At 68.0% G+C, this 21,564-nt stretch carries 18 protein-coding genes; 15 read left to right on the top strand and 3 right to left on the bottom strand.

Annotation, left to right across the window (positions count from 1 at the left end; translation table 11 throughout):
* Positions 1-15: 15 nt before the first annotated feature.
* Both ESP51_RS04845 and ESP51_RS04840 read left to right on the top strand, forming a co-directional pair.
* Positions 16-1,794 (top strand): DUF4012 domain-containing protein, encoded by a 1,779-nt coding sequence (locus tag ESP51_RS04845; protein WP_129519768.1) that lies wholly within the window; start codon positions 16-18, stop codon positions 1,792-1,794.
* A gap of 130 nt (positions 1,795-1,924) precedes the next feature.
* Positions 1,925-3,697 (top strand): DUF4012 domain-containing protein, encoded by a 1,773-nt coding sequence (locus tag ESP51_RS04840; protein WP_129519767.1) that lies wholly within the window; start codon positions 1,925-1,927, stop codon positions 3,695-3,697.
* 23 nt (positions 3,698-3,720) lie between these two features.
* On the opposite strand, the gene ESP51_RS04835 is transcribed toward ESP51_RS04840, so the two are convergent.
* Positions 3,721-4,668 carry an NAD-dependent epimerase/dehydratase family protein gene (locus ESP51_RS04835; protein ID WP_164990404.1) on the bottom strand — a complete coding sequence of 316 codons (948 nt, stop codon included), beginning with the start codon at positions 4,666-4,668 and terminating at the stop codon, positions 3,721-3,723.
* The gene (locus ESP51_RS04830) at positions 4,665-5,666 is read right to left on the bottom strand and encodes a GDP-mannose 4,6-dehydratase (RefSeq protein WP_129519765.1); all 1,002 of its coding nucleotides are present in this window, start codon (positions 5,664-5,666) and stop codon (positions 4,665-4,667) included. The genes ESP51_RS04835 and ESP51_RS04830 overlap by 4 nt, the downstream gene beginning before the upstream one ends.
* 217 nt (positions 5,667-5,883) lie before the next feature.
* Between ESP51_RS04830 and ESP51_RS04825 the strand changes: the two genes are divergently transcribed.
* The 11 genes from ESP51_RS04825 to ESP51_RS04775 all read left to right on the top strand — a co-directional run bounded on the left by ESP51_RS04825 (position 5,884) and on the right by ESP51_RS04775 (position 17,922).
* Positions 5,884-6,600: an arsenate reductase/protein-tyrosine-phosphatase family protein gene (locus ESP51_RS04825; protein WP_129519764.1), complete on the top strand. Its 717-nt coding sequence runs from the start codon at positions 5,884-5,886 to the stop codon at positions 6,598-6,600.
* A gap of 189 nt (positions 6,601-6,789) precedes the next feature.
* Complete coding sequence (locus ESP51_RS04820; RefSeq protein ID WP_129519763.1) at positions 6,790-8,151, top strand: tyrosine-protein kinase domain-containing protein; 1,362 nt, start codon at positions 6,790-6,792, stop codon at positions 8,149-8,151.
* Positions 8,152-8,190: 39 nt separating this feature from the next.
* Entirely contained in the window at positions 8,191-9,297 is a 1,107-nt protein-coding gene (locus tag ESP51_RS04815; RefSeq protein WP_129519762.1) for a glycosyltransferase, read from the top strand.
* The gene (locus tag ESP51_RS04810) at positions 9,294-10,697 is read left to right on the top strand and encodes a tyrosine-protein kinase domain-containing protein (protein WP_129519761.1); all 1,404 of its coding nucleotides are present in this window, start codon (positions 9,294-9,296) and stop codon (positions 10,695-10,697) included. Before ESP51_RS04815 ends, ESP51_RS04810 begins: the two co-directional genes overlap by 4 nt.
* Positions 10,694-11,227 (top strand): acyltransferase, encoded by a 534-nt coding sequence (locus ESP51_RS04805; protein ID WP_129519760.1) that lies wholly within the window; start codon positions 10,694-10,696, stop codon positions 11,225-11,227. The genes ESP51_RS04810 and ESP51_RS04805 overlap by 4 nt, the downstream gene beginning before the upstream one ends.
* The gene (locus ESP51_RS04800) at positions 11,227-11,823 is read left to right on the top strand and encodes an acyltransferase (RefSeq protein WP_129519759.1); all 597 of its coding nucleotides are present in this window, start codon (positions 11,227-11,229) and stop codon (positions 11,821-11,823) included. Before ESP51_RS04805 ends, ESP51_RS04800 begins: the two co-directional genes overlap by 1 nt.
* A gap of 1 nt (position 11,824) precedes the next feature.
* Positions 11,825-12,904 carry a glycosyltransferase family 4 protein gene (locus ESP51_RS04795; protein WP_206737212.1) on the top strand — a complete coding sequence of 360 codons (1,080 nt, stop codon included), beginning with the start codon at positions 11,825-11,827 and terminating at the stop codon, positions 12,902-12,904.
* A complete protein-coding gene (locus ESP51_RS04790; RefSeq protein ID WP_129519758.1) occupies positions 12,901-14,130 on the top strand; it encodes a polysaccharide biosynthesis protein in 1,230 nt (409 codons plus the stop codon). Before ESP51_RS04795 ends, ESP51_RS04790 begins: the two co-directional genes overlap by 4 nt.
* On the top strand, positions 14,127-15,233 hold the full coding sequence (locus ESP51_RS04785) for a glycosyltransferase (RefSeq protein ID WP_129519757.1): 1,107 nt from the start codon (positions 14,127-14,129) through the stop codon (positions 15,231-15,233). Before ESP51_RS04790 ends, ESP51_RS04785 begins: the two co-directional genes overlap by 4 nt.
* Positions 15,230-16,639: an O-antigen ligase family protein gene (locus ESP51_RS04780; protein ID WP_129519756.1), complete on the top strand. Its 1,410-nt coding sequence runs from the start codon at positions 15,230-15,232 to the stop codon at positions 16,637-16,639. The genes ESP51_RS04785 and ESP51_RS04780 overlap by 4 nt, the downstream gene beginning before the upstream one ends.
* Positions 16,636-17,922: an acyltransferase family protein gene (locus tag ESP51_RS04775; protein WP_129519755.1), complete on the top strand. Its 1,287-nt coding sequence runs from the start codon at positions 16,636-16,638 to the stop codon at positions 17,920-17,922. Before ESP51_RS04780 ends, ESP51_RS04775 begins: the two co-directional genes overlap by 4 nt.
* Here the strand turns inward: ESP51_RS04775 and ESP51_RS04770 are convergent.
* The gene (locus ESP51_RS04770) at positions 17,912-19,195 is read right to left on the bottom strand and encodes an SGNH/GDSL hydrolase family protein (protein ID WP_129519754.1); all 1,284 of its coding nucleotides are present in this window, start codon (positions 19,193-19,195) and stop codon (positions 17,912-17,914) included. The genes ESP51_RS04775 and ESP51_RS04770 overlap by 11 nt on opposite strands.
* 132 nt (positions 19,196-19,327) lie before the next feature.
* Here ESP51_RS04770 and ESP51_RS04765 point away from each other — a divergent pair, with 132 nt between their 5' ends.
* Both ESP51_RS04765 and ESP51_RS04760 read left to right on the top strand, forming a co-directional pair.
* A complete protein-coding gene (locus ESP51_RS04765) occupies positions 19,328-21,028 on the top strand; it encodes a DUF4012 domain-containing protein (RefSeq protein WP_129519753.1) in 1,701 nt (566 codons plus the stop codon).
* Positions 21,015-21,533: a VanZ family protein gene (locus ESP51_RS04760; protein WP_129519752.1), complete on the top strand. Its 519-nt coding sequence runs from the start codon at positions 21,015-21,017 to the stop codon at positions 21,531-21,533. The genes ESP51_RS04765 and ESP51_RS04760 overlap by 14 nt, the downstream gene beginning before the upstream one ends.
* The last annotated feature ends 31 nt before the right edge of the window (positions 21,534-21,564 follow it).

The following is a 21,564-nucleotide window of genomic DNA, read 5'->3' as shown; positions in this document are numbered from 1 at the left end:
TAGGGTAAGGGGAGTATGAGCCGCCGCCGCCCCACACCACGTCCATCGCGCTTCCGCACCGCACGCTTCTGGGTACCGACCGCTCTCGGTGCGACACTCCTCGCATTCGTCGTCTTCGGGTCCGTGCTCGCCTTCGAGGCGTACTCCGTTCGTGGAGACATCGAGCACGCGCGGGCGACCGTGGCGCAGCTGCAGGTGGCCGCTGCGCAACGCGACATGGCCAGCCTGCCCGAACTCGGCGACGATCTCGCCGACTCGGCCACCCGTGCCGCCGAGCGCACCGAGAGCCCGCTGTGGCGCGCCGGCGAGTTCGTTCCCGTGCTCGGCGAGAACCTGCGTGGAGTGAGGTTCGTCGCCGAGAGCGTCGACGGCCTGTCACGCGAGCTCGTGTCGCCGGCGATCGAGCTCGCGAGCTCGTTCACGCTCACTCGCGACCCTGCCACCGGCGCGTTCGACACGTCGCCGGTCTCCGCGGCACGAGACATCCTCGCCGCAGCGAAGCAGAATGTGTCGGATGCCGCTGCCGAGCTCGACGGCGTGAACACCGATCTCACCCTGCAGCCCGTCGGCGAGGCGGTCGACGAGTACGCCGGCGTGCTCGGCGACATGGGGCGAATACTCGACCAGTCGGAGGCGGGCATCACCGCGCTCAGCACGCTGCTTGGAGTCGACGGGCCGGCAACCATCGTCCTCGCGTTCCTCAACAACGCGGAACTGGCCCCCCTCGGCGGAGGGCCGGCCGCGCAACTGCTGCTGACGGTCGATAGCGGGCGCGTCCAGGTCGTCGAACAGGTGTCGAGCTGGGACTTCGCCGTGGGCACACCGGCCCCGGTCGAGGTCGACGAGAGCGCGCGCCAGTTGTACGACGAGATCCTGACGTCGAACATCAACGCCTCCTTCAGCCGGCCCGATCTCCCGACGGCGGCGAAGATCCTCGATGCGCAGTGGCAGCGGATCCGCGGCATCCAGCTCGACGGCGTCATCTCGATCGACCCGATCGCGCTCGCGATGATGCTCCAGGCGACCGGACCGGTGACGGTCTCGTCAGGAGAGGTGCTCGACTCGAGCAACGCGGTCAGCATGCTGCTGAACGAGTCGTATCTGCGCTATGACGGCCACACCGAGGCCGACGACTTCTTCGAGCGAGCCACCTCTGCGGTCTTCGATCGGGTGATGGCCGCCGACTACGACGTCTGGGCGATGGCCGACGCGCTCATGCACGCAGCCGACTACGGCAGCCTCATGGTGTGGAGCGCCGACCCCAAGATCGAGGCGTTCACGACCGGAACACGGCTGCAGGGCACCCTGCCGAAGACGAACGACCCCGAGACAGTGCTCGGCGTGTACTTCCGCGACCGTTCGTCGTCGAAGGTCGACTTCTATCTCCACGCCGACACCGTCGTGACCACGAACTCGTGCGACGCCAAGGCACCGACGTACACCGTCGAGACCAGGATCTGGTTCGACTTCCCGCCGGGCATCGAGCTCCCCGACTTCGTCGAGGGCGAGTTCTTCGACTTCTACCGCACCGAGGTGTTCGCCTACGGTCCGGTCGGGGGCTCCGTCGTCGATGCGACCGTGCTTGAGGCGGGAACCGCCACCGCGACGGGACCGATCGTCGACGATCTCGGCCGGCCCGCGGTGAAGTACCAGGTCGACCTCGTGCGCGGGCAGACGGGCGTCGTGCGATCGACCTTCGCCGGCGTGCCGGGGGAGTACGGGCCCACCATCGTGCGCAGCACGCCGATGATCAACCCGATGCGCATCACGATGCAGGATGCCCCGTGCGGGTGATCCCCACCCGCGCTCGTCAGGCCAGTCGGTAGGCGTCGACGACGTCACGCACGTCGGTGGGCTGATACGCAAGCCCCTCACTCCGTAGGATGCTCGTCCGGTGCCGGGGCTAGAGTGAGCGCGAGAGCGCATGAACCGCTGCCGTACCCGACGTCCATGGTTCCGCACCGCACGCTTCTGGGTGCCGACCTCGATCGGCGCTGTGCTTCTCGGGCTGGTGGCCTGCGGCGCCGTGATCGCCTTCGAGGCATCCGCCGTGCGAGACGATCTCGAGGATGCGCAGGCCAGCGCCGCCCGGATCCAGGTCGCCACGGCTCAACGTGACATCGAGAGCCTGCCCCAGCTCAGCGACGAACTCGAGAATGCCACCGCCCGTGCCGTCGCGCGCACCGAGAGTCCGCTGTGGCGCGCCGGCGAGTTCGTGCCGGCGCTCGGCGAGAACCTCCGCGCAGTGCGCATCGTCGCCGAGAGCGTCGACGGGTTCTCACGCCAGGTCGTGTCGCCCGCAGTCGAGTTCGTGAGCTCGTTCACGCTCACCCGCGACCCTGCCACCGGTGCGTTCGACACCGCACCGATCTCAGCCGCACGCGACATCCTCGAGGCGGCGACGCGGAACGTGTCGGATGCCTCGACGGCGCTTGCCGGCGTGAACACCGATCTCACGCTGGTACCCGTCGGCGAGGCTGTTGCACAGTACGAGTCCATGCTCGGTGAAATGGCGGAACTGCTCGACCAGGCGGGGTCGGGGGTCGCAGCACTGAGCGCCCTGCTCGGCGTCGACGGACCGGCCACCATCGTCCTGGCATTCCTCAACAACGCGGAACTGGCGGCGCTCGGTGGCGGGCCGGCCGCGCAGACACTGCTGACCGTCGACAATGGAACCGTCACGGTCGTCGAGCACGTGACGAGCTACGACTTCCCCCAGGGCGTGCCGGCCGACGTCCTGGTCGACGAGAGCGCGCATCTGCTCTACAACGAGATCCTGACGGCCCACATCAACGGGGCGTTCAGTCGGCCCGATCTCCCGACGGCAGCGAAGATCCTCGGCGCGCAGTGGCAGCGGATCCGCGGCATCCAGCCCGACGGTGTCATCTCGCTCGACCCGATCGCGCTCGCGATGATGCTCGAGGTGACCGGACCCGTGACGATCTCGTCAGGAGAGGTGCTCGATTCCGACAATGCGGTGAGCCTGTTGCTGAACCAGGCGTACTTCCTCTACGACGGCCGGACCGAGGCCGACGATTTCTTCCAGAGGGCCGCGAACGCGGTCTTCACGCGGGTGCTGGCCGCCGACTACGACCTCTGGGCCATGGCCGAAGCGCTCGCCCGCGCGGCCGAGAACGGCAGCCTGATGGTGTGGAGCTCCGATCCGGATACGAATGCGCTCACCGCCGGAACGCGGCTGCAGGGCACCCTGCCGACCACGAACGACTCCGAGACGGTGCTCGGCGTGTACTTCCGCGACCGCTCGTCGTCGAAGGTCGACTTCTACCTCCACGCCGACACCGTCGTGACCACGAACACGTGCGACGCCGACGCGCCCACCTACACCGTCGAGACCAGGATCTGGTTCGACTTCCCGCCGGGCATCGAGCTTCCCGTGTTCGTGGTGGGAGAGCTGTACGACTTCTACCGCACCGAGGTGTTCGCCTACGGTCCGGTCGGGGGCTCCGTCATCGATGCGGCCGTGCTTGAGGCGGGAACCGCCACCGCGACGGGACCGATCGTCGACGATCTCGGCCGGCCCGCGGTGAAGTACCAGGTCGACCTCGTTCGCGGGCAGACGGGCGTCGTGCGAGCGGCCTTCGCCGGCGTGCCGGGGGAGTACGGGCCGACCCTCGTGCGCAGCACGCCGATGATCAACCCGATGACCGTGACGATGCAAGATGCCCCGTGCGGATGATCCCGACCGGCGCATCCGCTCGCTCAGCCTCGTGACGCGACGAACTCCTCGACCGATCGGCGGATCGGGATGCTGGGCTCCCAGCCGAACTCGTCGCGGAGCCGGTCGGCCGACCCCACGATGACTCGGGCATCGGTGGCGCGGATGCGGCGCTGATCGATCTCGAGCTCGGGCACGGGGCGTCCGAGCGCCTCGCAGATGTAGCCGAGCAACTCGACGCCGGCACGCGAACGACCCGACGCGACGTTGTAGATGACCTCGGAGGTCGTCGGAGCCGTCGCGAGCAGCAGGTAGGCGTCGACGACGTCGCGCACGTCGGTGTAGTCGCGTTGCGTGTCGAGATCTCCGACGAGGAGCGGTTCGTCGGCCGGCAGGGCGGCGAGTGCCGCCGTGAGGTCGGGCACGAGGAAGCCGCCCGCCTGGCCGGGCCCGATGTGGTTGAACGGGCGCACGATCACGCAATCCATGCCGCGTTCGCGATAGTAGAGCAGTTGGCTCTCGACGAGGAGCTTGCTGACGACATACGGCGACGCGTGCCTGATCGGTGACTGCTCCGTGCGCGGCGTCGCTTCGCCGGCCGCGTCGTAGACCGCGCCGGTGCTCGCGAGCACGACTCGGGGCCATTCCTCGCGCGGCCGCTTCAGGATGGCCTCGCCGAGACTCGTCACCATCGCGCTGTTGTCGCAGATGTACCCTTGCGGATCGTCGAACGACGGCCCCACTGCGGCCCGGCCGGCGAGGTGCACGACGACGTCGCCGAGCGCGTCGTCAGGCCATCCCTCGCGGAGATCGGCCACGAACGATTCGTCGAGCGAACCGCCGAGCGTGGGATCGGCGAGCGGCCGGTGGCCGATGCCGATGACGTGGTGGCCGGCCGCGGTCGCGGCGCGCGCCAGGTGCCGGCCCACGAAGCCGTCGGCTCCGGTGATCGTGATCCTGCGCTTGGGGCTACCTGAGTTCGACCTCGTCATACCCGAACGGCAGACGATTGCATGCTGAGATCGTGCGCCACCATGCGGGAGACGAGGCCCGGGAAGTCGACCTCGCGCGTCCATCCGAGCTCTCGCTCTGCCTTGGTGGGGTCACCGAGCAGGATGTCGACCTCGGCGGGCCGCATGAACTCGGGGTTCTGCACGACGTACGGCCGCCAGTCGTCGATGCCGATCTCGGCGAAGGCGAGGGTGAGGAACTCCTCGATCGAATGCGTCTCGCCGGTCGCGAGCACGAAGTCGTCGGGAACATCGTGCTGGAGCATCAGCCACATGCCGCGTACGAAGTCGCCGGCATAGCCCCAGTCGCGTTTCGGCCAGAGGTCGCCGAGTTCGATCGTCTCCTGGAGCCCGAGGCTGATGCGCGCGACGGCGTCGGTGATCTTTCGGGTGACGAACTCGAGGCCACGTCGCTCGCCCTCGTGGTTGAAGAGGATGCCGCACGAGACGAACATGCCGTAGCTCTCGCGATAGTTCTTCGCGATCCAGTGGCCGTAGAGCTTCGCGACGCCGTAGGGGCTGCGCGGGTGGAAGAGCGAGTCTTCGTTGTAGCCTGCGCCGGGGCGGTTGTAGTCGAGGCCGCCGAACATCTCGGAGGTCGACGCCTGGTAGACCTTCGTGGTATCGGCGAGGCCGGCGACGCGCACCGCTTCGAGCACGTTGAGCACGCCGAGGCCGGTGACGGAGGCGGTGAGCGTCGGGTTCTTGAACGAGTAGCCGACGTGGCTGATCGCCGCGAGGTTGTAGAGCTCGTCGGGCTGTGACGCCTCGACGGCCCGCACGATGGAGGTGGGATCGGTGAGGTCGCCCTCGATGAGCCGCACGTAGGGCAGCTCACGCGAGATCGTCTCACGTCGCGGGTTGTTCTGCCCGCGGATGAGGCCGAAGACCTCGTACCCCTCTTCGTGGAGCAGCTCGGCGAGGTGGCCGCCGTCTTGCCCCGTGATTCCCGTCAGAAGTGCCTTGCGTTCGCCTGCCATCGCTCCCCGATTGCTGTGGTTGGTGATTCCCCGTGACCCTGTCGGCGTTGACGTGAGGGTGTTTGATCGTACGGACAGTATGCAGTGTGCGTGCGCAAGCTTCCTAGTCACTGCCGCGGTGCAGCCCGAGGCGGAGGAAAATCTCCGCATCGATCGGGGATGTCGCCGCGAGAATCACCCGCGAACGTGGGGTCGCGCGTGGCCTATTGTGTAACCCATGTCCTCGCAGCACCTCGCAGATCGGGTCGACCGATCCGAACCCTACTCAAGCGTTGGTATCGCGCCGTTCGTCGTGCTCTTCGTGTGCACCGGCAACATCTGCCGTTCGCCGATGGCCGAGACCCTGTTCGCCGATCGTCTCGAGCGCTCGATCCGCTCGTCGTGGCCCAAGGGCACCGCAGGAGTCGACGCACTCTGGGCCGGGTCGAAGCCCTTTGTCGTGCGCAGTGCCGGCACCGCGATCGATGCCGCGCTCGAGCAGCCGTCCGAGGTCGCCGAGCAGTTGCAGCGACTCGGCGCCCCGATCGTGCCGCACACCACCAGGGCGCTGACCGCCGAGCTGCTCGACGACGTCGATCTCGTGATCGGCATGACGCGGGAGCACCGCAGGGCCGCGGTGAAGCTCGCGCCGAGACTCGTCACGAAGGCGTTCACCCTCGTGGAATACGCTCGCATCGTCGACTCGTTCCGGGCGCTGCCCGTCGACGCGTCGACCCCCCAATTCGAGGCACCTGATGTCGCGACATTCCTTCGCCTGACGAGCACGCGCGCAAGTCGCCGGCGCGGAATGGTTCCGCCGCCGTCCGACGCCAAGGCCTTTGATATCACCGATCCGTACCGCCGCAAGGCCGATGTCTACGCAGCGGTGGCCGACACGATCTCGAAGTCGGTCGATGACATCGTGAACGCGTTGACCGAACTCGCGCGTCGCTGACACCCCTCAGTACGGATACACTTACGAGTCATACACGGAGCGGCCGCTCGGTCTGGGCGGCCGTTCGTAGATCGCTGAAGACGGTGATCGAAGGCGACCGCAGCAACCGCTGTGGGGAGGGCGCCTGTTCGTGCCGATGTTGCCGTCGGTGAGACAAGAGCTGCCTCATGGGCGGAAGGGGTACGATCCGTGGAGTTGCGGGATTTCGTCGACACATTGCGACGACGTTGGCTGAGTGTCGTCATATTGACGGCGCTGGGGCTCGCGGTCGCGGCGATGTTCGCATTCACCGCCACCCCGATCTACCAGGCCACGACCCGCATCTTCGTCTCAACGCAGTCCGTCGGCTCCGCGGTCGAGGCATTCCAGGGGTCGAGCTACACCCAAGCGCGGATGCAGTCGTACGTCGAAGTGACGACCGACCCCTTGGTACTCGATCGTGTCATCAAGGAACTCAACCTGGACATGAGCGCCGAGACCCTCGCCGGCAAGATCAGCGCGCGGGTCATTCCCGACACGGTGCTCATCGAGGTCGTCGCCTCCAACGAGTCCGCTGAGGAGGCCGCGGAGATCAGCAACTCGGTGGCGCACCACTTGCGCGAGGTCGTCATCGGTGACCTCGAGGAGCAGGTCGGCGATGACAGCTCGCTCGTGAACCTCACGGTGGTCAAGCGAGCGACGGAGCCGCAGAGCCCGACGTCGCCGTCGATTCCCCTCTTCCTCGTCGTCGGCGGGGTGCTCGGGCTCATCGCCGGCCTCGCATTCGCCTTCGCGCGCCAGGCGCTCGACACCCGGGTGCACAGCGAGCGCGATGTCGCCGCCACCACCAAGCATCCCGTGCTCGCGGGCTTCCTCTTCGATCCGACCGCCGCGAAAGAGCCCCTCACCGTGCACGCGGGGCCGCGCAGTCCCCGCGCAGAGGCATTCCGGTCGCTCCGAACGAGCCTGCAGTTCATCGATTTCGGCGCCAAGAGCCGAACGCTCGTCGTGACCTCGTCGCTCGCATCAGAGGGCAAGTCGACCATCGCGGCGAACCTCGCGATCGCGCTCGCGGATGCCGGCAAGTCGACGCTGCTCATCGACGCCGACCTGCGGCGCCCGAAGGTCGCCGAGTACATGGCCCTCGAGGGCGGCGTGGGACTCAGCGACGTGCTCGTAGGCCGTGCCACGCTCACCGAGACGCTCCAGCCCTGGGGTGAGGAGGGGCGTCTCTTCGTGCTTCCGGCGGGGTCGCGGCCGCCGAACCCGAGCGAGCTGCTCGGGTCGGATTCGATGGCGGAGCTCCTCGAGACGCTCCGCGGCGAGTTCGAGCAGATCATCATCGACGCACCGCCGCTGCTGCCGGTGACCGACGCCGCCGTGCTCAGCAAGGTCACCGACGGCGCCCTCGTGGTCTGCGCCGTCGGCCTCACACGTACGACCCAGCTAGCACACGCCTTGGGGGGACTCGAGAACATCGATGCCAAGGTGCTGGGCCTGGTGGTGAACATGCTGCCGACCCGAGGTCCGGATTCGTACGGCGCCTACGGCTACGAGTACGTGGAGAAGTAGGTGGCATATGGGGGGTTGGAGAAACGGGAGACCGAGATGATGGAGAGCCGCACCCGAGTGGCGATCGCTCACGACTACCTCACGCAACGAGGTGGCGCCGAGAAGGTGGTGCTCGCGATGGCGCGGGCATTCCCCGACGCGCCGATCTACACCACCCTGTACGAACCCGAGACCACGTTCCCCGAGTTCGCGTCGCTCGACGTTCGGCCATCCGCGCTGAATGTCGTCGCGCCCCTCCGGCGCAATCACCGGGGTGCGCTGCTCGCGCTTCCGTTCGTGTCGAACTCCATCACGATCGACGCCGACATCGTGCTCACGAGCAGCAGTGGCTGGGCGCACGGATTCCGTACCCGCGGCCAGAAGATCGTGTACTGCTATTCGCCCGCCCGCTGGCTCTACCAGAGCGACGTCTACCTCGGCGAAAGCGGCGGTGTGAAGCGGGCGATCCTCGCGGCGGTCGGGCCGGCGCTTCGCGCCTGGGACCGTCGGGCCGCGGCATCCGCTGCTCGCTACCTGGCGATCTCGTCGGCGGTGCAGGACCGGATCCTCGATGCCTATGGCATCACCGCGTCGGTGCTCGCCGCGCCCCACTCGATCGACACGATGCGCGACGAAGAGCCCGTGCTCGGGGTCGGCGAGGACTTCTACCTCTGCATCTCGCGACTGCTGCCGTACAAGAACGTCGACCGCATCATCGAGGCCGTGTCCGAGACGCCCGAGCGTCGCCTCGTGATCGTCGGCTCCGGCCCCGAAGAGGCACGACTCGCGCACCGGCTGCCGCGGAACGTCACGATGCTCAAAGACCTGAGCGACGGCCAGCTGCACTGGCTCTACCGCCGCTGCCGTGCGGTCATCGCCGCGAGCTACGAGGACTTCGGACTCACGCCCATCGAGGGCGCGGCATTCGGAAAGCCGAGCGCTGTGCTCCGGTGGGGCGGATTCCTCGACACCGTCGTCGAGGGCACCACCGGCGTCTTCTTCGAGGAGCCCACACCGGGCGCGATCCGCGACGCCCTCGATCGCCTCGAGGTGACCGACTGGAACCGCGAGTCGATCATCGCGGCGACCGACCGCTTCTCGGAGGTGCGATTCCAGCAAGCGCTCCACAACGCCGTGGCCGCGATGGCGCCGATGGTCATGCAATGAGACTCGCCCTCCGCGGAGTCATCGCCGTGCTCGGACGCGGCTGGCCCGTGCTGGTCATGTTCACCGGGCTCGGGCTCCTCGGCGGGCTCTCGACCGCGTTGCTCGCGACGCCGCGGTTCGAGGCGACCGCGCGGGTGTTCATCACCGCGACCGAAGCCGACACGCCGCTCGACAGCCTCGCGCTGACGATCTACGCGCGCCAGCGTCTCCAGTCCTACGCCGAGGTCGTGAGCTCGCCGGCCGTGCTTCGCCCCGTCGCGCTCGAACTCGATCTCGATGCGAGCGTCGAGGAGCTCGCCTCGAGCGTGACCGCGACGCCGGTGCCCGACAGCCTGCTCATCGAGATCGTCGCCGCGAGCCGGTTCAACACCGAGGCGCCAGCGATCGCGAGCGCGGTCGCACGCGAGCTCGTGCAGGTGATCGAGCTGCAGCTCGAATCGGAGATGACCGCCGAGGGCAGTGCGCTGCGGGTCACCGTCGTCGAGAACCCCGACGTTCCCATGGCCGCCGCCTACCCGCACCTCATACCGTCCGTATCGGTGGGTTCGGTCGTCGGATTCATCATGGGACTCGGGGTGATGCTGCTCCGGCACAGCTTCGATGCCCGGGTGCGCGGACTGCGCGACGTACAGATCGTCACGTCGCTGCGAGTCATCGGCACGATCTCCCGCGACCGCAAGGCCGACCTCATGACGATTGCGCTCGACGACGATGACAGCCGCATCGCGAAGCAGTTCCGGAGCCTGCGCACGAACCTGCAGTTCTTCGGTTTCGAGGCGCGCAACCGCAGCGTGCTCGTGGTCGGCGCGCGAGCCGACCAGGGCACGACGACCGCCGCCGTGAACCTCGCGCTCTCGATCGCGCAACTCGGACGCCGCGTCCTCCTCATCGACGCCCAGATGCGAAGCCCCGAGATCCTCGATCTGCTCGGCATGCCACAGGCACCCGGCCTCACCGAGGTGCTCATCGGAGACGCGAGTTACCACGATGCGGTCCAGTCGTGGGACGAGGTGCCCGAACTCTTCGTCATGACCGCCGGCAGGATCCCCCCGAACTCCCGTGATGTCCTGGGCTCCAGCCGCATGCGAGCGGTCATCGACGCGCTCTGCGATCGATTCGACGACGTGGTCATCGACGGCGGTTCGGCGAGCGCGAGCGCCGATGCGACAGCGCTCGCGAGCGTCGTCGGCTCGACCGTGCTCGTGGCACGCGCAGGCCACCTTCGTCGAGCGCACCTGACGGCGGCGATCGACGCCCTCGAACCGACTGGAACGCTCGTCGGAATCCTCGTCAACGACCAGCCGTCAGTCGGGGTCGATGCCATGGAGGAGATCGGCGGGAGCATCGCGGATTCGATGCGAACGAAGCGGCGGAGCCGCAGGGAAAGGGTATCCGTATGATCCGCAAGGTCTGGGAGCACGCAGGGGTCGTGTTCTTCAACCACTTCTTCACGCACTTTCCGTCGCACCGTGTGCGACAGGCAGTGCTCCGCCTGTGGGGTGCGCAGATCGGCCCCGAATCGGCGATCTTCCGCGGAACGACGGTGCTCGGCATCGACGGGATCCGCATCGGCGAGGCATCCGTCATCGGATTCCGTTGCCTGCTCGACGGTCGCGGCGGCCTCTCGATCGGAGACAACGTCGTGATAGCGAGCGACGTGCACTTCATCGCCGGCCACCACCTGCCGAACTCCGATGACTTCGGCTACGTGCTCGAGCCGACCGTCGTCGAGGACTACGTCTGGATCGCGAGCCGGGCGACCGTGCTCGAGAACGTCACCATCGGCCGAGGTGCCGTCGTGGGCGCCTGCTCGCTCGTGCGCAAGTCCGTCGAGCCGATGCAGATCGCCGCCGGCATTCCGGCGAAGCCCGTGGCCGTGCGCCGCTCGGCCCTCACCTACCGACCCGTGTACCGGCCGAAGCTCTTCTGATGACCGAGCTCGCAGCGCCCGCCGAACGTGCAGCATCCACCGAAACAGCGAAAGGGGCATCGATCGTGAAACGAGTCTGGGACCGATTGGGCGTCGTCTTCTACAACTTCTTCATCACCTACATGCCAGGACACTGGCTGCGCCTCGGCGTGCTGCGCCTATGGGGTGCCAAGATCGGCAAGGACACCTCGGTCTTCCGCGGCACGACCGTGCTCGGCATCGACAAGCTCCGCATCGGAGAGGCCACGGTGATCAGCTTCCGCTGCCTGCTCGATGCCCGAGGCGGGCTGACGATCGGCAACAGCGTCGTGATCGCCAGCGACGTGCACTTCATCACCGGGACCCACTTCCCCGACTCCGACACCTTCGAGTACACGCTGCTGCCGATCGCCATCGGCGACCATGCGTGGATCGCGAGCCGTGCGACGGTGCTGCCCGATGTGACCATCGGGCGGGGCGCCGTCGTCGGTGCCACGTCGCTCGTGCGCGACGACGTCGCCGACATGGAGATCGTCGCCGGCGTTCCGGCGAAGGTGCGCGGACAACGCGAATCGGCCCTCGCCTACCGCCCGACCTACAAGCCCCCGTTCTTCTGACGTGATCGACCTCAGCCAGGCTCGACTCGTCTACATCGCTCCCCGGGCAGGGGAGAGCGGTGTCGGCGACTATGCCGACGAGTTCATCGATGCGGTGCGGCCGTACTTCGGTGAGACCGTCGAGCTCCGGCACCGTGGGCCGGGATGGGCGACCCTCTGGCAACTGGTCCGGCAGTGTCGTGAGGTGCACCGGATCGTGCGCGACTCCGATCGGCACACGATCGTGCACACCGAACAGAGCGGCGGGGCCCTCCTGCCGTTCTGGGGTCCGTTCGGACTTCGCGACGTGCAGGTCACGTCGACGGTGCACGATCCGCCCCTCACCGTGTGGTGGCCGTTCCGCACCCGCATCGCTGCACGCATCCGAGTCCTCGGTCACGGGATCCACTACACGCTTCGTCGGCCGATGGCCCGGCTCGAAGCGAGGGTCAATCGAGGACGAACCCTCATTGCGCTGAGCCGGACCGGCGCACGTGAACTCGCCCGCGTGATGAAGGGATCGACGATCGCGTCGTCGTCCCTGTTCGTTCCGAAGCGCCCCGACCTCGATCCGGTGAACGATCGGCCCATGGCGATCGGTCTGTTCGGCTACGTCTACCGCGGCAAGGGGTTCGACGTGCTCGCCGACTTGCGTGAACACCTCGATCCGCAGATCACGATCCGCATCGCGGGGCGCGGCACCGAGGAGTTGCCGCCGCTCGAGGGTGTCGAGATCCTCGGCGAAGTGCTCGATGAAGATGAAGACGCCTTCTTCAACTCCATCAGGGTGCTGCTCGTGCCCTACAACCCACGTCACATCTACGGTCGCGAGGCCTTCCCCGCGGCGAGCACCGTGAGTCGTGCGATGGCGTACCGCACTCCCGTGCTCTGCCGCGGCCACGGCGCACTCCGCGAGCTGGCGGAGGACGGCGGGGCAGTGGTCGTCGACGGCGGCGCGGCCGAGCTCGCGGATGCGGCGAACGAGCTCCTCAACGACACAGCTCGCTTGAGCCGGCTTCAGGGCGAGGCCGATCGCCTCCGCGCGGAGCACTCGGCGGAACGCGTCATCGACGACTACCTCGAGATCTGGAGGGCAGGATGATTCTCACTCGACTCTTCAGCCCGAACCTGATCAAGGCGGGCGTCGCCTCGGGCTGGGTGCTCGGCGGGCGGGTCATGGGACTGCTGTGGACCGCGTTCCTGATCTTCTCGCTCGGTCTCGGCGACTACGGCGCCTATGCCATCGCCTACGCGATCTCGGCCATGATCGCCGCCCCGCTCGACAACATCTTCCTCGTGCGCTCGCTTCGCGTGAGCGACGAGACGTTCCGTTCAGAACGTGCCACGCGCGTCTGGGTGGGCGCAGCGCTGCTCATCGTGGGGTGCGCGCTGTTCCTGCCGAGCTTCATCGTCGGCTTCGCCTTCATCGTGGCGGGCGGCGAGATCCTCTTCAACAGCGTGAAGAGCTCGTTCCTTCGCGACGGGCATCCGAACATCGTCATGCGGTACGACGCGATCCGGCAGGCGGCATCCGTCGCGATCGCGGCCGCCTACCTGTTCACCGTGCCCGATCCGCGGCTCGAGATCACCGTTGCGCTGTACAGCATTCCCTACCTCGTCGTCCTCGTCATGGCGATCCTGAAGGCCCGGGGCAGCCGTGCTGCGGTGCCCGGATCATGGCGTGAGATGCTCTTGCTCTGGTTCGATGCGATGGCGCTCGCCCTCTACCTGCAGGGCGATGTGCTGCTGCTCGGCATCCTCACGAACGATGAGGTCGCCGGAGCGTATTCCCTCGCATCGGTGGTCTCGCTCGCGGCATCCGCGTTCGCGCAGATGTTCGTGCACACCTATCATGAGCGACTCCGCAGCGCCGACGGGAACCCCGGCGTGGGCCCGAAGCCCGCGATCACGGTCGCGATCTCGCTGCTCCTCGGGGGAGCGGTGCTCGCCGTCGGGCTCGTGGCGATGGCGCTCGGAAACGAGGAGAACGTCGGAGCGGTCCTCGTGGCCATGAGTTTCTTCGTCGTGCTGCGCTCGATCTCGCTCGTGCTCACGACGATCCTCTACGTGCAGCACCGCGACGGTCATCGGGTCGCTGCCGGATGGATCGCCGGAGCGGTGAAGCTCGGGCTGCTCACGCTCCTCGTGCTCCTCGGGCTCGACGCGCTCGGTGCCGCGTTCGCGAGCATCGCCGCGGAGCTCGTGCTCGTCATCTGGTATTTCCGTGTCGTCTACTCCTGGTCGCCGGAGCGGAGCCGGATGCGCGCGGAGAAGCCCGGCGAGTCGACGCCCATCATCCCGCCGATCGTCGAAGGGGGCCCGCTGTGAGAGTCGCCACCTTCCTGCTCGCGAAAGACCCGACGATCGACCACGGCGGCGACATCGCGCTCGCCCGCCTCGTGATGGAGCTCGCCCGCGCCTCGCTCACGGTCGAGTCGATCTGCCTCTCGCGTGCAGGGGAGCCGTCGCCCGATCCGACCGTGACCCGTGTGACCAAGCCGCCCGTGTCGGTGCCGAAGCTCATGCTGCGGAGCCTGCGCGATCGGCGGAGCGTCGTGCACTCGAGATTCGACGTCGCCGCGTTGCGCGAGGAGATCGACCGTCGGCAGCCCGACCTGTTCGTGGCCGAGCACAACTACATGGTCGAGTCGTTCCTCCGAACGCGCCACCGAGGAGTGACGCCGCTCGCGCTGAACACGGTGAACTCCGAGTCGATCGTGTTCCGGGCGAACCGCGGACTCGGCGGGCGGATCGAAGCGCCGCGCATCGCCGCCGACGAGTTGCGCACCGCCCGATCCGCCCGATCCGTGGGCACCTACGATCGCGAGGAAGTCGACTTCTACCGGCGCGGCGGGGTCGGCCGGGTGCACTGGCTCGACATCACGCTGCCGCCGGCCCGGAAGGCGCCGATCGCGGCATCCGGCACTCGGCTCGTCTTCCTCGGAGATCGCACCTGGCCGCCGAACCAGGAGGCCTTCGAGCAGCTGGTGCAGTGGTGGCCCGACATCGCCCGCGGGATTCCCGGTGCCGAGCTCGTCGTCGTCGGCAAGCAGGCCGCCGGATATACGCCGGTGCCCCTGCCCGACGGGATGACGGATCTCGGCTTCGCCGACGACCTCGAGAGCGTGCTCAACTCCTGCCGCGCGTTGATCGCGCCCGTGCTCACGGGTGGGGGCGTGCGCGTGAAGCTCCTCGAGGCGGCGAGCCGCGGTCTTCCGGTCGTCGGAACGAGCGCCGCGCTGGGCTCGCACGCGCCGATCTTCGGCATCGACACGAGCGACGGCCGCGAGGCCTTCGTGGAGCAGTGCCGCCGCTTCCTGGTCGATCGCGCTGCCGCCGCGGCGGAGGGCGACCGGCTCTACGACCTGAACCAGGACCGATGGGACCGCAAGGTGCCGCACGCCCGCGTGGGCGATTGGCTGGCGCCGTGAGAATCGTCATCTGGATCATCGCCGTGATGACGCCGCTCGTCGCGGCGTTCCTCGCGAGCGATGCCGCGCCCGGGCCCCGCATCATCGCGCTGCTCGCGATGGGGTTCCCGCTCGGCATCTGGGTCGCCCTCCGCCGACCGCTGTGGATCTATTGCGTGTACGCCTTCAGCCTCGCGTTCGTGCCGTTCGGGGTGCTGCCGTCGTCGCCGCTCCCGCTCGTGCTGCTGCTCGGCGTGAGCATCGGGGCGACCGCGGTGCTCCAGCTCCCGTCGGGTCGCTCGCGCCCGTTCACGAGCATGGAGTGGTGGGTGCTCGGCCTCGTCGTGACCTCCATGCTGTCGCTCGCCGTGACGTTCTCGACGAGCTACGACCTCACCGAGTTCTCCAAGTGGCTCATCGCCACCTCGACCCTCTTCGCGCTGCTCCGGCTCCAACCCGACGCGCTCGATATCGTCGGCCGCTGGTACGTCTTCGGAGCAGTCGCCGCGAGCCTGTTCGCACTGGCGATGCTGTTGTTCGATCGTGCCGGGAACATGCTCTCCCTGCTCTCGTTCCTCGGCTACGGCACGGCCGGCGGCACCAACCTCCGGTACGTCGTCGGCGAGGGCGAGATGACCGTGCGGTTGACCGGCACCTACGTCGACCCGAACGCCGGGGGGCTCTTCCTCTTCGTCGGCGTGCTGCTCGCACTTGCGCTGTTCCGCGGGCTCTGGCAGGTCGTGTACACGGGAATCGTGCTGCTCGCGATGACCCTCACGCTGAGCCGGTCGGCACTGCTCTCGATCGCGGTCGCGTTCCTCGTCTTCCTGGCCGTGCAGAACATGCGGTTCGGCGGCAAGCTGCGCATGTTCGGCTTCGCCGCGATCGCCGGTGCGGTGCTGCTCGCGATCCCGGCGATCCAGGAACGCATCCTCGGATCCTTCGGCTCGAACGACGTCGGATCCTCGGCACGTGCCGACGCCCTTCGCGACTACCCCAAGCACATGGACGGCAACTGGCTGTTCGGGCTCGGCTGGGGGCGAATCGAGTTCCGCGACGGTTCCGTGGGCATGGCGGTGAACCACGTGGCGAATGCGCCGCTGCTCTCCGTCTACCGGGGCGGCATCATCGTCGGCCTGTTCTTCTGCGCCGTGCTCATCTACGGCCTCGTGCTCTCCTATCGGGGGCTCCGGCGATCCGAGGCCCGTCACGGCTTCATCGGCGCCGGATTCATCGGGTTCACGCTCGTCGCGCTGCAACTCGACTTCCCGGTGATCACCATTCCCTCGGTGGCGGCGCTCTTCGCCTTCTTCCTCGCGAATCTGCCGACCACCGACAACTACCTGGCCCGCCCGGCGGCGATCCCCGTCACCGAGCGGGAAGAGCTGCCGCGCAGCATCCGACGAACCCGGGAGGTTCTGACATGACCGGCACCACTGAGACGGCGGTGTCCGGTGCACCGCGAATCGCACCTCGCAGCCGCCTGATCGGCCTCGATGGCATGCGCGGGGTGCTCGCGCTCTCCGTCATCATGGTGCACACGCTCGGCGCGGTCGCACCCGTCGTGATGGCGCAGACCCATCTCGATCTCGCCGGGCAGGTGATCGTGATCTTCTTCGCCCTCTCGGGCTTCCTCATCTACCTGCCGTTCGCCACGCGCATCATCGACGGCCGCGACGCTCCGTCGCTACGCGGCTACTACCTCGCCCGTGCGTTCCGGGTCTACCCGGCCTACATCGCCATCTTCCTCATCGCGAACTACCTGCTCTCCGGCCTGTTCCTCGGGAACGCGATGGAGACGATGGTCCCATACACCGATGACGGCACCGGCACGATCACGAACCCGTTCGAGGTGCTGCTCCACCTCACGCTCATGCAGAACTACGTGCCGAGCGAGCTGCAGACGGGCGTCAACTCGTCGTGGACCCTCACGGTGGAGATCACGTTCTACGCCGTGCTGCCGCTCATCGCGCTGCTCGCCGCCCGCGCCGCAGCCCGCGGCGGCCGCAACCGGTACCTCGTCGCGGCCATGCCGGGTCTCGTGCTCTTCGGGTTCGGCATCCTCATGCGCGTGCTCGGCTGGGTGGCCTTCGCCCTCTCCGACCTGACGCTCCTCGAAGCCGAGTGGGGCCCCAACTGGCTCGGCGTCTTCTCCCGCAGCTTCTTCGTCTGGTCCGACAACTTCGGTGCGGGCATGGTGGCGGTCGTCGTCTTCATCGCGGCGAAGAAGGGCGTGCTCACGCACGTCGGCAGGCTGCGGCTGCGCACAGTGGCGGTGCTCGTGATGGTCTTCGCGATCCTGTTCGCCGGCATCGCCCTCTTCGTGCTGCCGAGGTTCATCAGCACGGCGGTGGCCGTGGCATCCGCCGGGCTGTTCCTCACGCTCCTCCTGCCGACCGCGAAGGACAAGGTGCCGGTCGCCGCATCGACGCTCGACGTGGCACCGTTGCACTATGTAGGACTCATCTCGCTCAGTACCTACCTGTGGCACTACCCGGTGCTGCTCACCGTCATCCGGCTCGGCTGGTACGGCACCGACACGCCGCTCGGGGCGCTGCAGAGCTTCGCCGTGGTGACCGTGCTGAGCGTCGCGATCTCGACGGTGACGTACTGGCTGATCGAGCGGCCGGCCCAACTGCTGGCGGCGCGCAGGCGCGGCGGCGTGCGCGACCGTGGCAAGGCGAAGGAGAAGGAGTCCGTCACGGTGTGACGGTGGCCGCGCCCACGCCGCTCGCTCCGGTGCCGGTGCCTTCGAGGGCGTCGACCGCCTCGGTGAACAGCTTCGCCATCAGCTCGTGGCCGGCGGCGTTGAAGTGGGCGCCATCGGCGGTCATGCCCGCCTCGAGCGCGAGCGGGTTGGCGCGATCGGTCAGGGCGGCGTCGGCGTCGACCACCGCATCGATGCCGAGCGGCTTCGTGCGCATCCACACGTTGTACGCGGTGCGCGACACGTCGACGTCGGCGCTGTTCGAACGTGGCGGCTCCGTGAACCCGATGATCCGCGCCTCGGGCCACATCTTCCGAGCCCGGTCGACGAGCACCTTCATCGAGGCCTGTACGTCGACGAGCGAGCGACCGGATGCGAGATCACTCGAGCTGCTCCAGATGCTCACGTAATCGGGATCCGCGTTGCCGTACGTCATCCATTTCGGCGACTGCGGGCCGAAGCTCGTGGTCCACGCCCCGGATACCGCGAGGGTGGAGGCCACGCCACCCACCGCCCGGGCCCACTGCTGGGGCCACGACGTGATCTCGCCCTCGTGGGGGCTGGCAACGGGGTCGACATTGCCGGGGGCATTGAGCGAGTGCCCGATCGAGAAGAGCACCGGCGTCTCAGGGGCGACCGTGTGCTCGATCCAGATGTCGAGGAGTGAGGCGCTCGGATTCCACGTGCCGAGTGCGTCCTCGGCGCCGCCGAGCTTCGAGGCGCCGAGGAGGTCGAGCCACGAGACTCCCCCCGTCACGGCGAGGGGGATGCCGGTGTCGGCACGGAGCCCAACCGAGAGCAGCATCGGCGTCGCGGCGTCGAGCGGGACATCGCTCGCGGAGATCCAGGGACTCGTGTAGGTGGCGCCGTCGGTGATGGTGCCGCCTTCAGCCAGGTAGGCGGGCTTCTCCGCGTAGGCGGAGCTCCCGGGATCGTCGCCCTGCGGACCCATCCAGACCCCGGTGATCTCGAGTGCGCCCGGCACGGGCTCATCGGTGAGGTAGTTCCAGTTGCGGATGTGGACGCGGAAACTCGTCGCGTCGGCGGCGAGCGTGAACGGGAGACGCTGCACGGCGTCGAGCGGTGCGTCGGCGAACTGCTTCGCAACCGTCGCGGTGTGGCCGAAGCTGTAGTCGGCCAGGCGGCCCGCTCGAGGACCGTCGACAGGCGGCACGAGTTCGTCCGTGTCGCCAGGGAAGCAGCCCGCGAGCAGCAGGCTCGCCAGTACTGCGAGCGCTGCGAGTGCTCGTCGTGCGCGGACGCGTCGTTCAGGCATGGACCCCGATATTAATGGGCGATTGTTGCGGCCATATGATGGACAACTGGCGGGGCGACGAATTCGAGGGGGACCGGCATCTCACAGCAGACAGAGCGCGCTCTGCATGTCGTCCGCACGGTCGCATGGTGGGTGCTCGGTGCCGTCTCGGTGGCGGTGGCGATCGGCGCGGCGGGCATCATCGTCTCCGGTGTCTCGGCGCGCGGTGAGCTCGAGCGGGCGCTCCCGCTCGCGGCATCCATCCAGGCCGGCCTCGTCACCGGCGAGACCGAGCAGCTCGAGGTCGACGTCGACGCGTTCATCGACCACACCGAGGCGGCGTCGCGCGCACTCGACAACCCGTTCTGGAAGCTCGGCGAGCGGATGCCGCTGCTCGGCCCCAACCTCGAGGCGATCACCGTCACGACGAGCGTCGCCGAGGCGGTCGCCAAGGGCGCCGTGCGCGGGGCATCCGACATCGAACTGAACGCGTTCCGCCCGCAGGGGGGACGTCTCGACATCGAGGCCGTGCTGCGCACCCAGCCGGCGGTCACGTCGGCCGACGAGACCATTCACAAAGCCGCCAAGCTCATGGACGAGATCGACACCGACGAACTCATCGGACCGGTCGCCGTCTCCGTGCTGCAGCTGCGGTCGGAGCTGCACCGGGTCGGCGACATCACCGCAGGACTCTCCCTGGCGGCGCAGATCCTGCCCGAGGCGATGGGCGCGTCGGAGCCCCGCAGCTACCTGCTCATGTTCCCGAACAACGCGGAACTTCGCAGCCAGGGCGGCAATGTCACGGCGTTCGCGATCCTGTCCGTCGACCGCGGCGTGATGACCATCGAGCCGAGCCTGAATCCGTTCGCCGAGACGGCGATGCTCGACCAGCCGCCGATGCCCGTCGACGACGAGCTCCTCGAGCTCTTCGGCGCGGAGACCGGGCGCGCGATGGACTCCGTGACCATGTCGCCCGACTTCCCGACCACGGCGGCACTGGCCGCGGGCCTCTGGAATGACGCAGCAGGCAAGCAGTTCGATGGCGTGCTCTCGGTCGACCCCGTCGCCCTCAGCTATGTGCTCGAGGCGATCGGGCCGGTCACGCTCGACGACGGCGGTCAACTCGCATCCGACAACGTCACGCGAGCGCTCCTCTCCGACGTCTATGCCCGCTATCCCGACGGCGCGGCGCAAGACGCGTACTTCGCCGGTGCGAGCTCACTCGTCTTCATCGCGGTCGCGGCCGGCCAGGGATCGTTCGTCGACCTCATCGAGCAGCTCGCCCGAGCGGCAGAAGAGGATCGCCTCCGGTTCTGGCTCGCCGATCCGACTGAGCAGGAGCTGGTCGCGCGAACCGGGCTCGAGGGCGCCTTCGCACCCGATGACGACACGGCGACGACGATCGGTGTGCTCTTCAACGACTACAGCAAGACGAAGCTCGACTACTACCTCGACGCCACGCTCGACGTGAGCGCCAATCGCTGCGAGAGCGCGCAGACGCAGTTCTCCGTCGCCGGGTCGCTCACGTCGACCGTGCCGGCGTCGGGACTGCCGGGGAGCCTCACGAGTCCGGTGCTCCCGCCGGGCGAGGTGCTCACCCGCATCGAGGTCGTCGGGCCGAGCGGCGCCGCGATGACGGGCGCGCGGATCGGAGGCCAGCCGTTCGACAACGCCGACGTCTCAGCACTCGACGGTCGCTCCGTCGTGACCATCCCGATCCTCCTGCAGCCGGGCCAGACGGTCGCGTTCGAGGTGCTCTTCGAGGGCGAGGGACTCGACTACGGCGAACTGCGCGTGCGCGACACCCCCATGGTGAGGCAGTCGCGGCTGCGGATCTACGATGCACACTGCTGAATCGCAGCTGGATCCGGTGCCCGATTCGCCCGATTCCTCGCCAACTGAACGCGTCCCAGGAGGCCGATTTCTCGTCCGGCTCCTGCTCGCCGTGTACGCCGCCGCCGTGACCGTCATCGCATTCTGGCCCGTCCCGGTCGACCAGGGGATGCGCGTCGGCGTGCTCCGGTTCGCGGCGTTCGTGCGCGCCAACGGGCTGATCGGACTGCAGTACGAACACATCGAGTTCATCGCGAACCTGCTCATGTTCATCCCCCTCGGCCTGCTTCTCACGCTGGCGCTGCGCCCCCGACCGGCACGATGGGTGCCGCCGCTCGCGTGCTTCGTCGCGTCGACGCTCATCGAGCTCGTGCAGTTCACCCTGCTGCCACACCGGTTCACCACGGTGAGCGACGTGATCGCCAACACGATCGGCGGTGCGCTCGGGTGGCTGATCGCGTTCGCGGTCATCCGACCGGCGAACCGCAAGGTCGACCGACAATCGGGCGCATTCGACGGCTCGTAGTGGACAATTGACACGCCTGTGCGCGCGCGGG

This window comes from Agromyces albus (assembly GCF_004134825.1).
GTDB classification, from domain to species: Bacteria; Actinomycetota; Actinomycetes; order Actinomycetales; family Microbacteriaceae; genus Agromyces; species Agromyces albus.
Note: the sequence above shows the minus strand (reverse complement) of the source record. Positions and strands in the feature narration are given on the sequence as shown.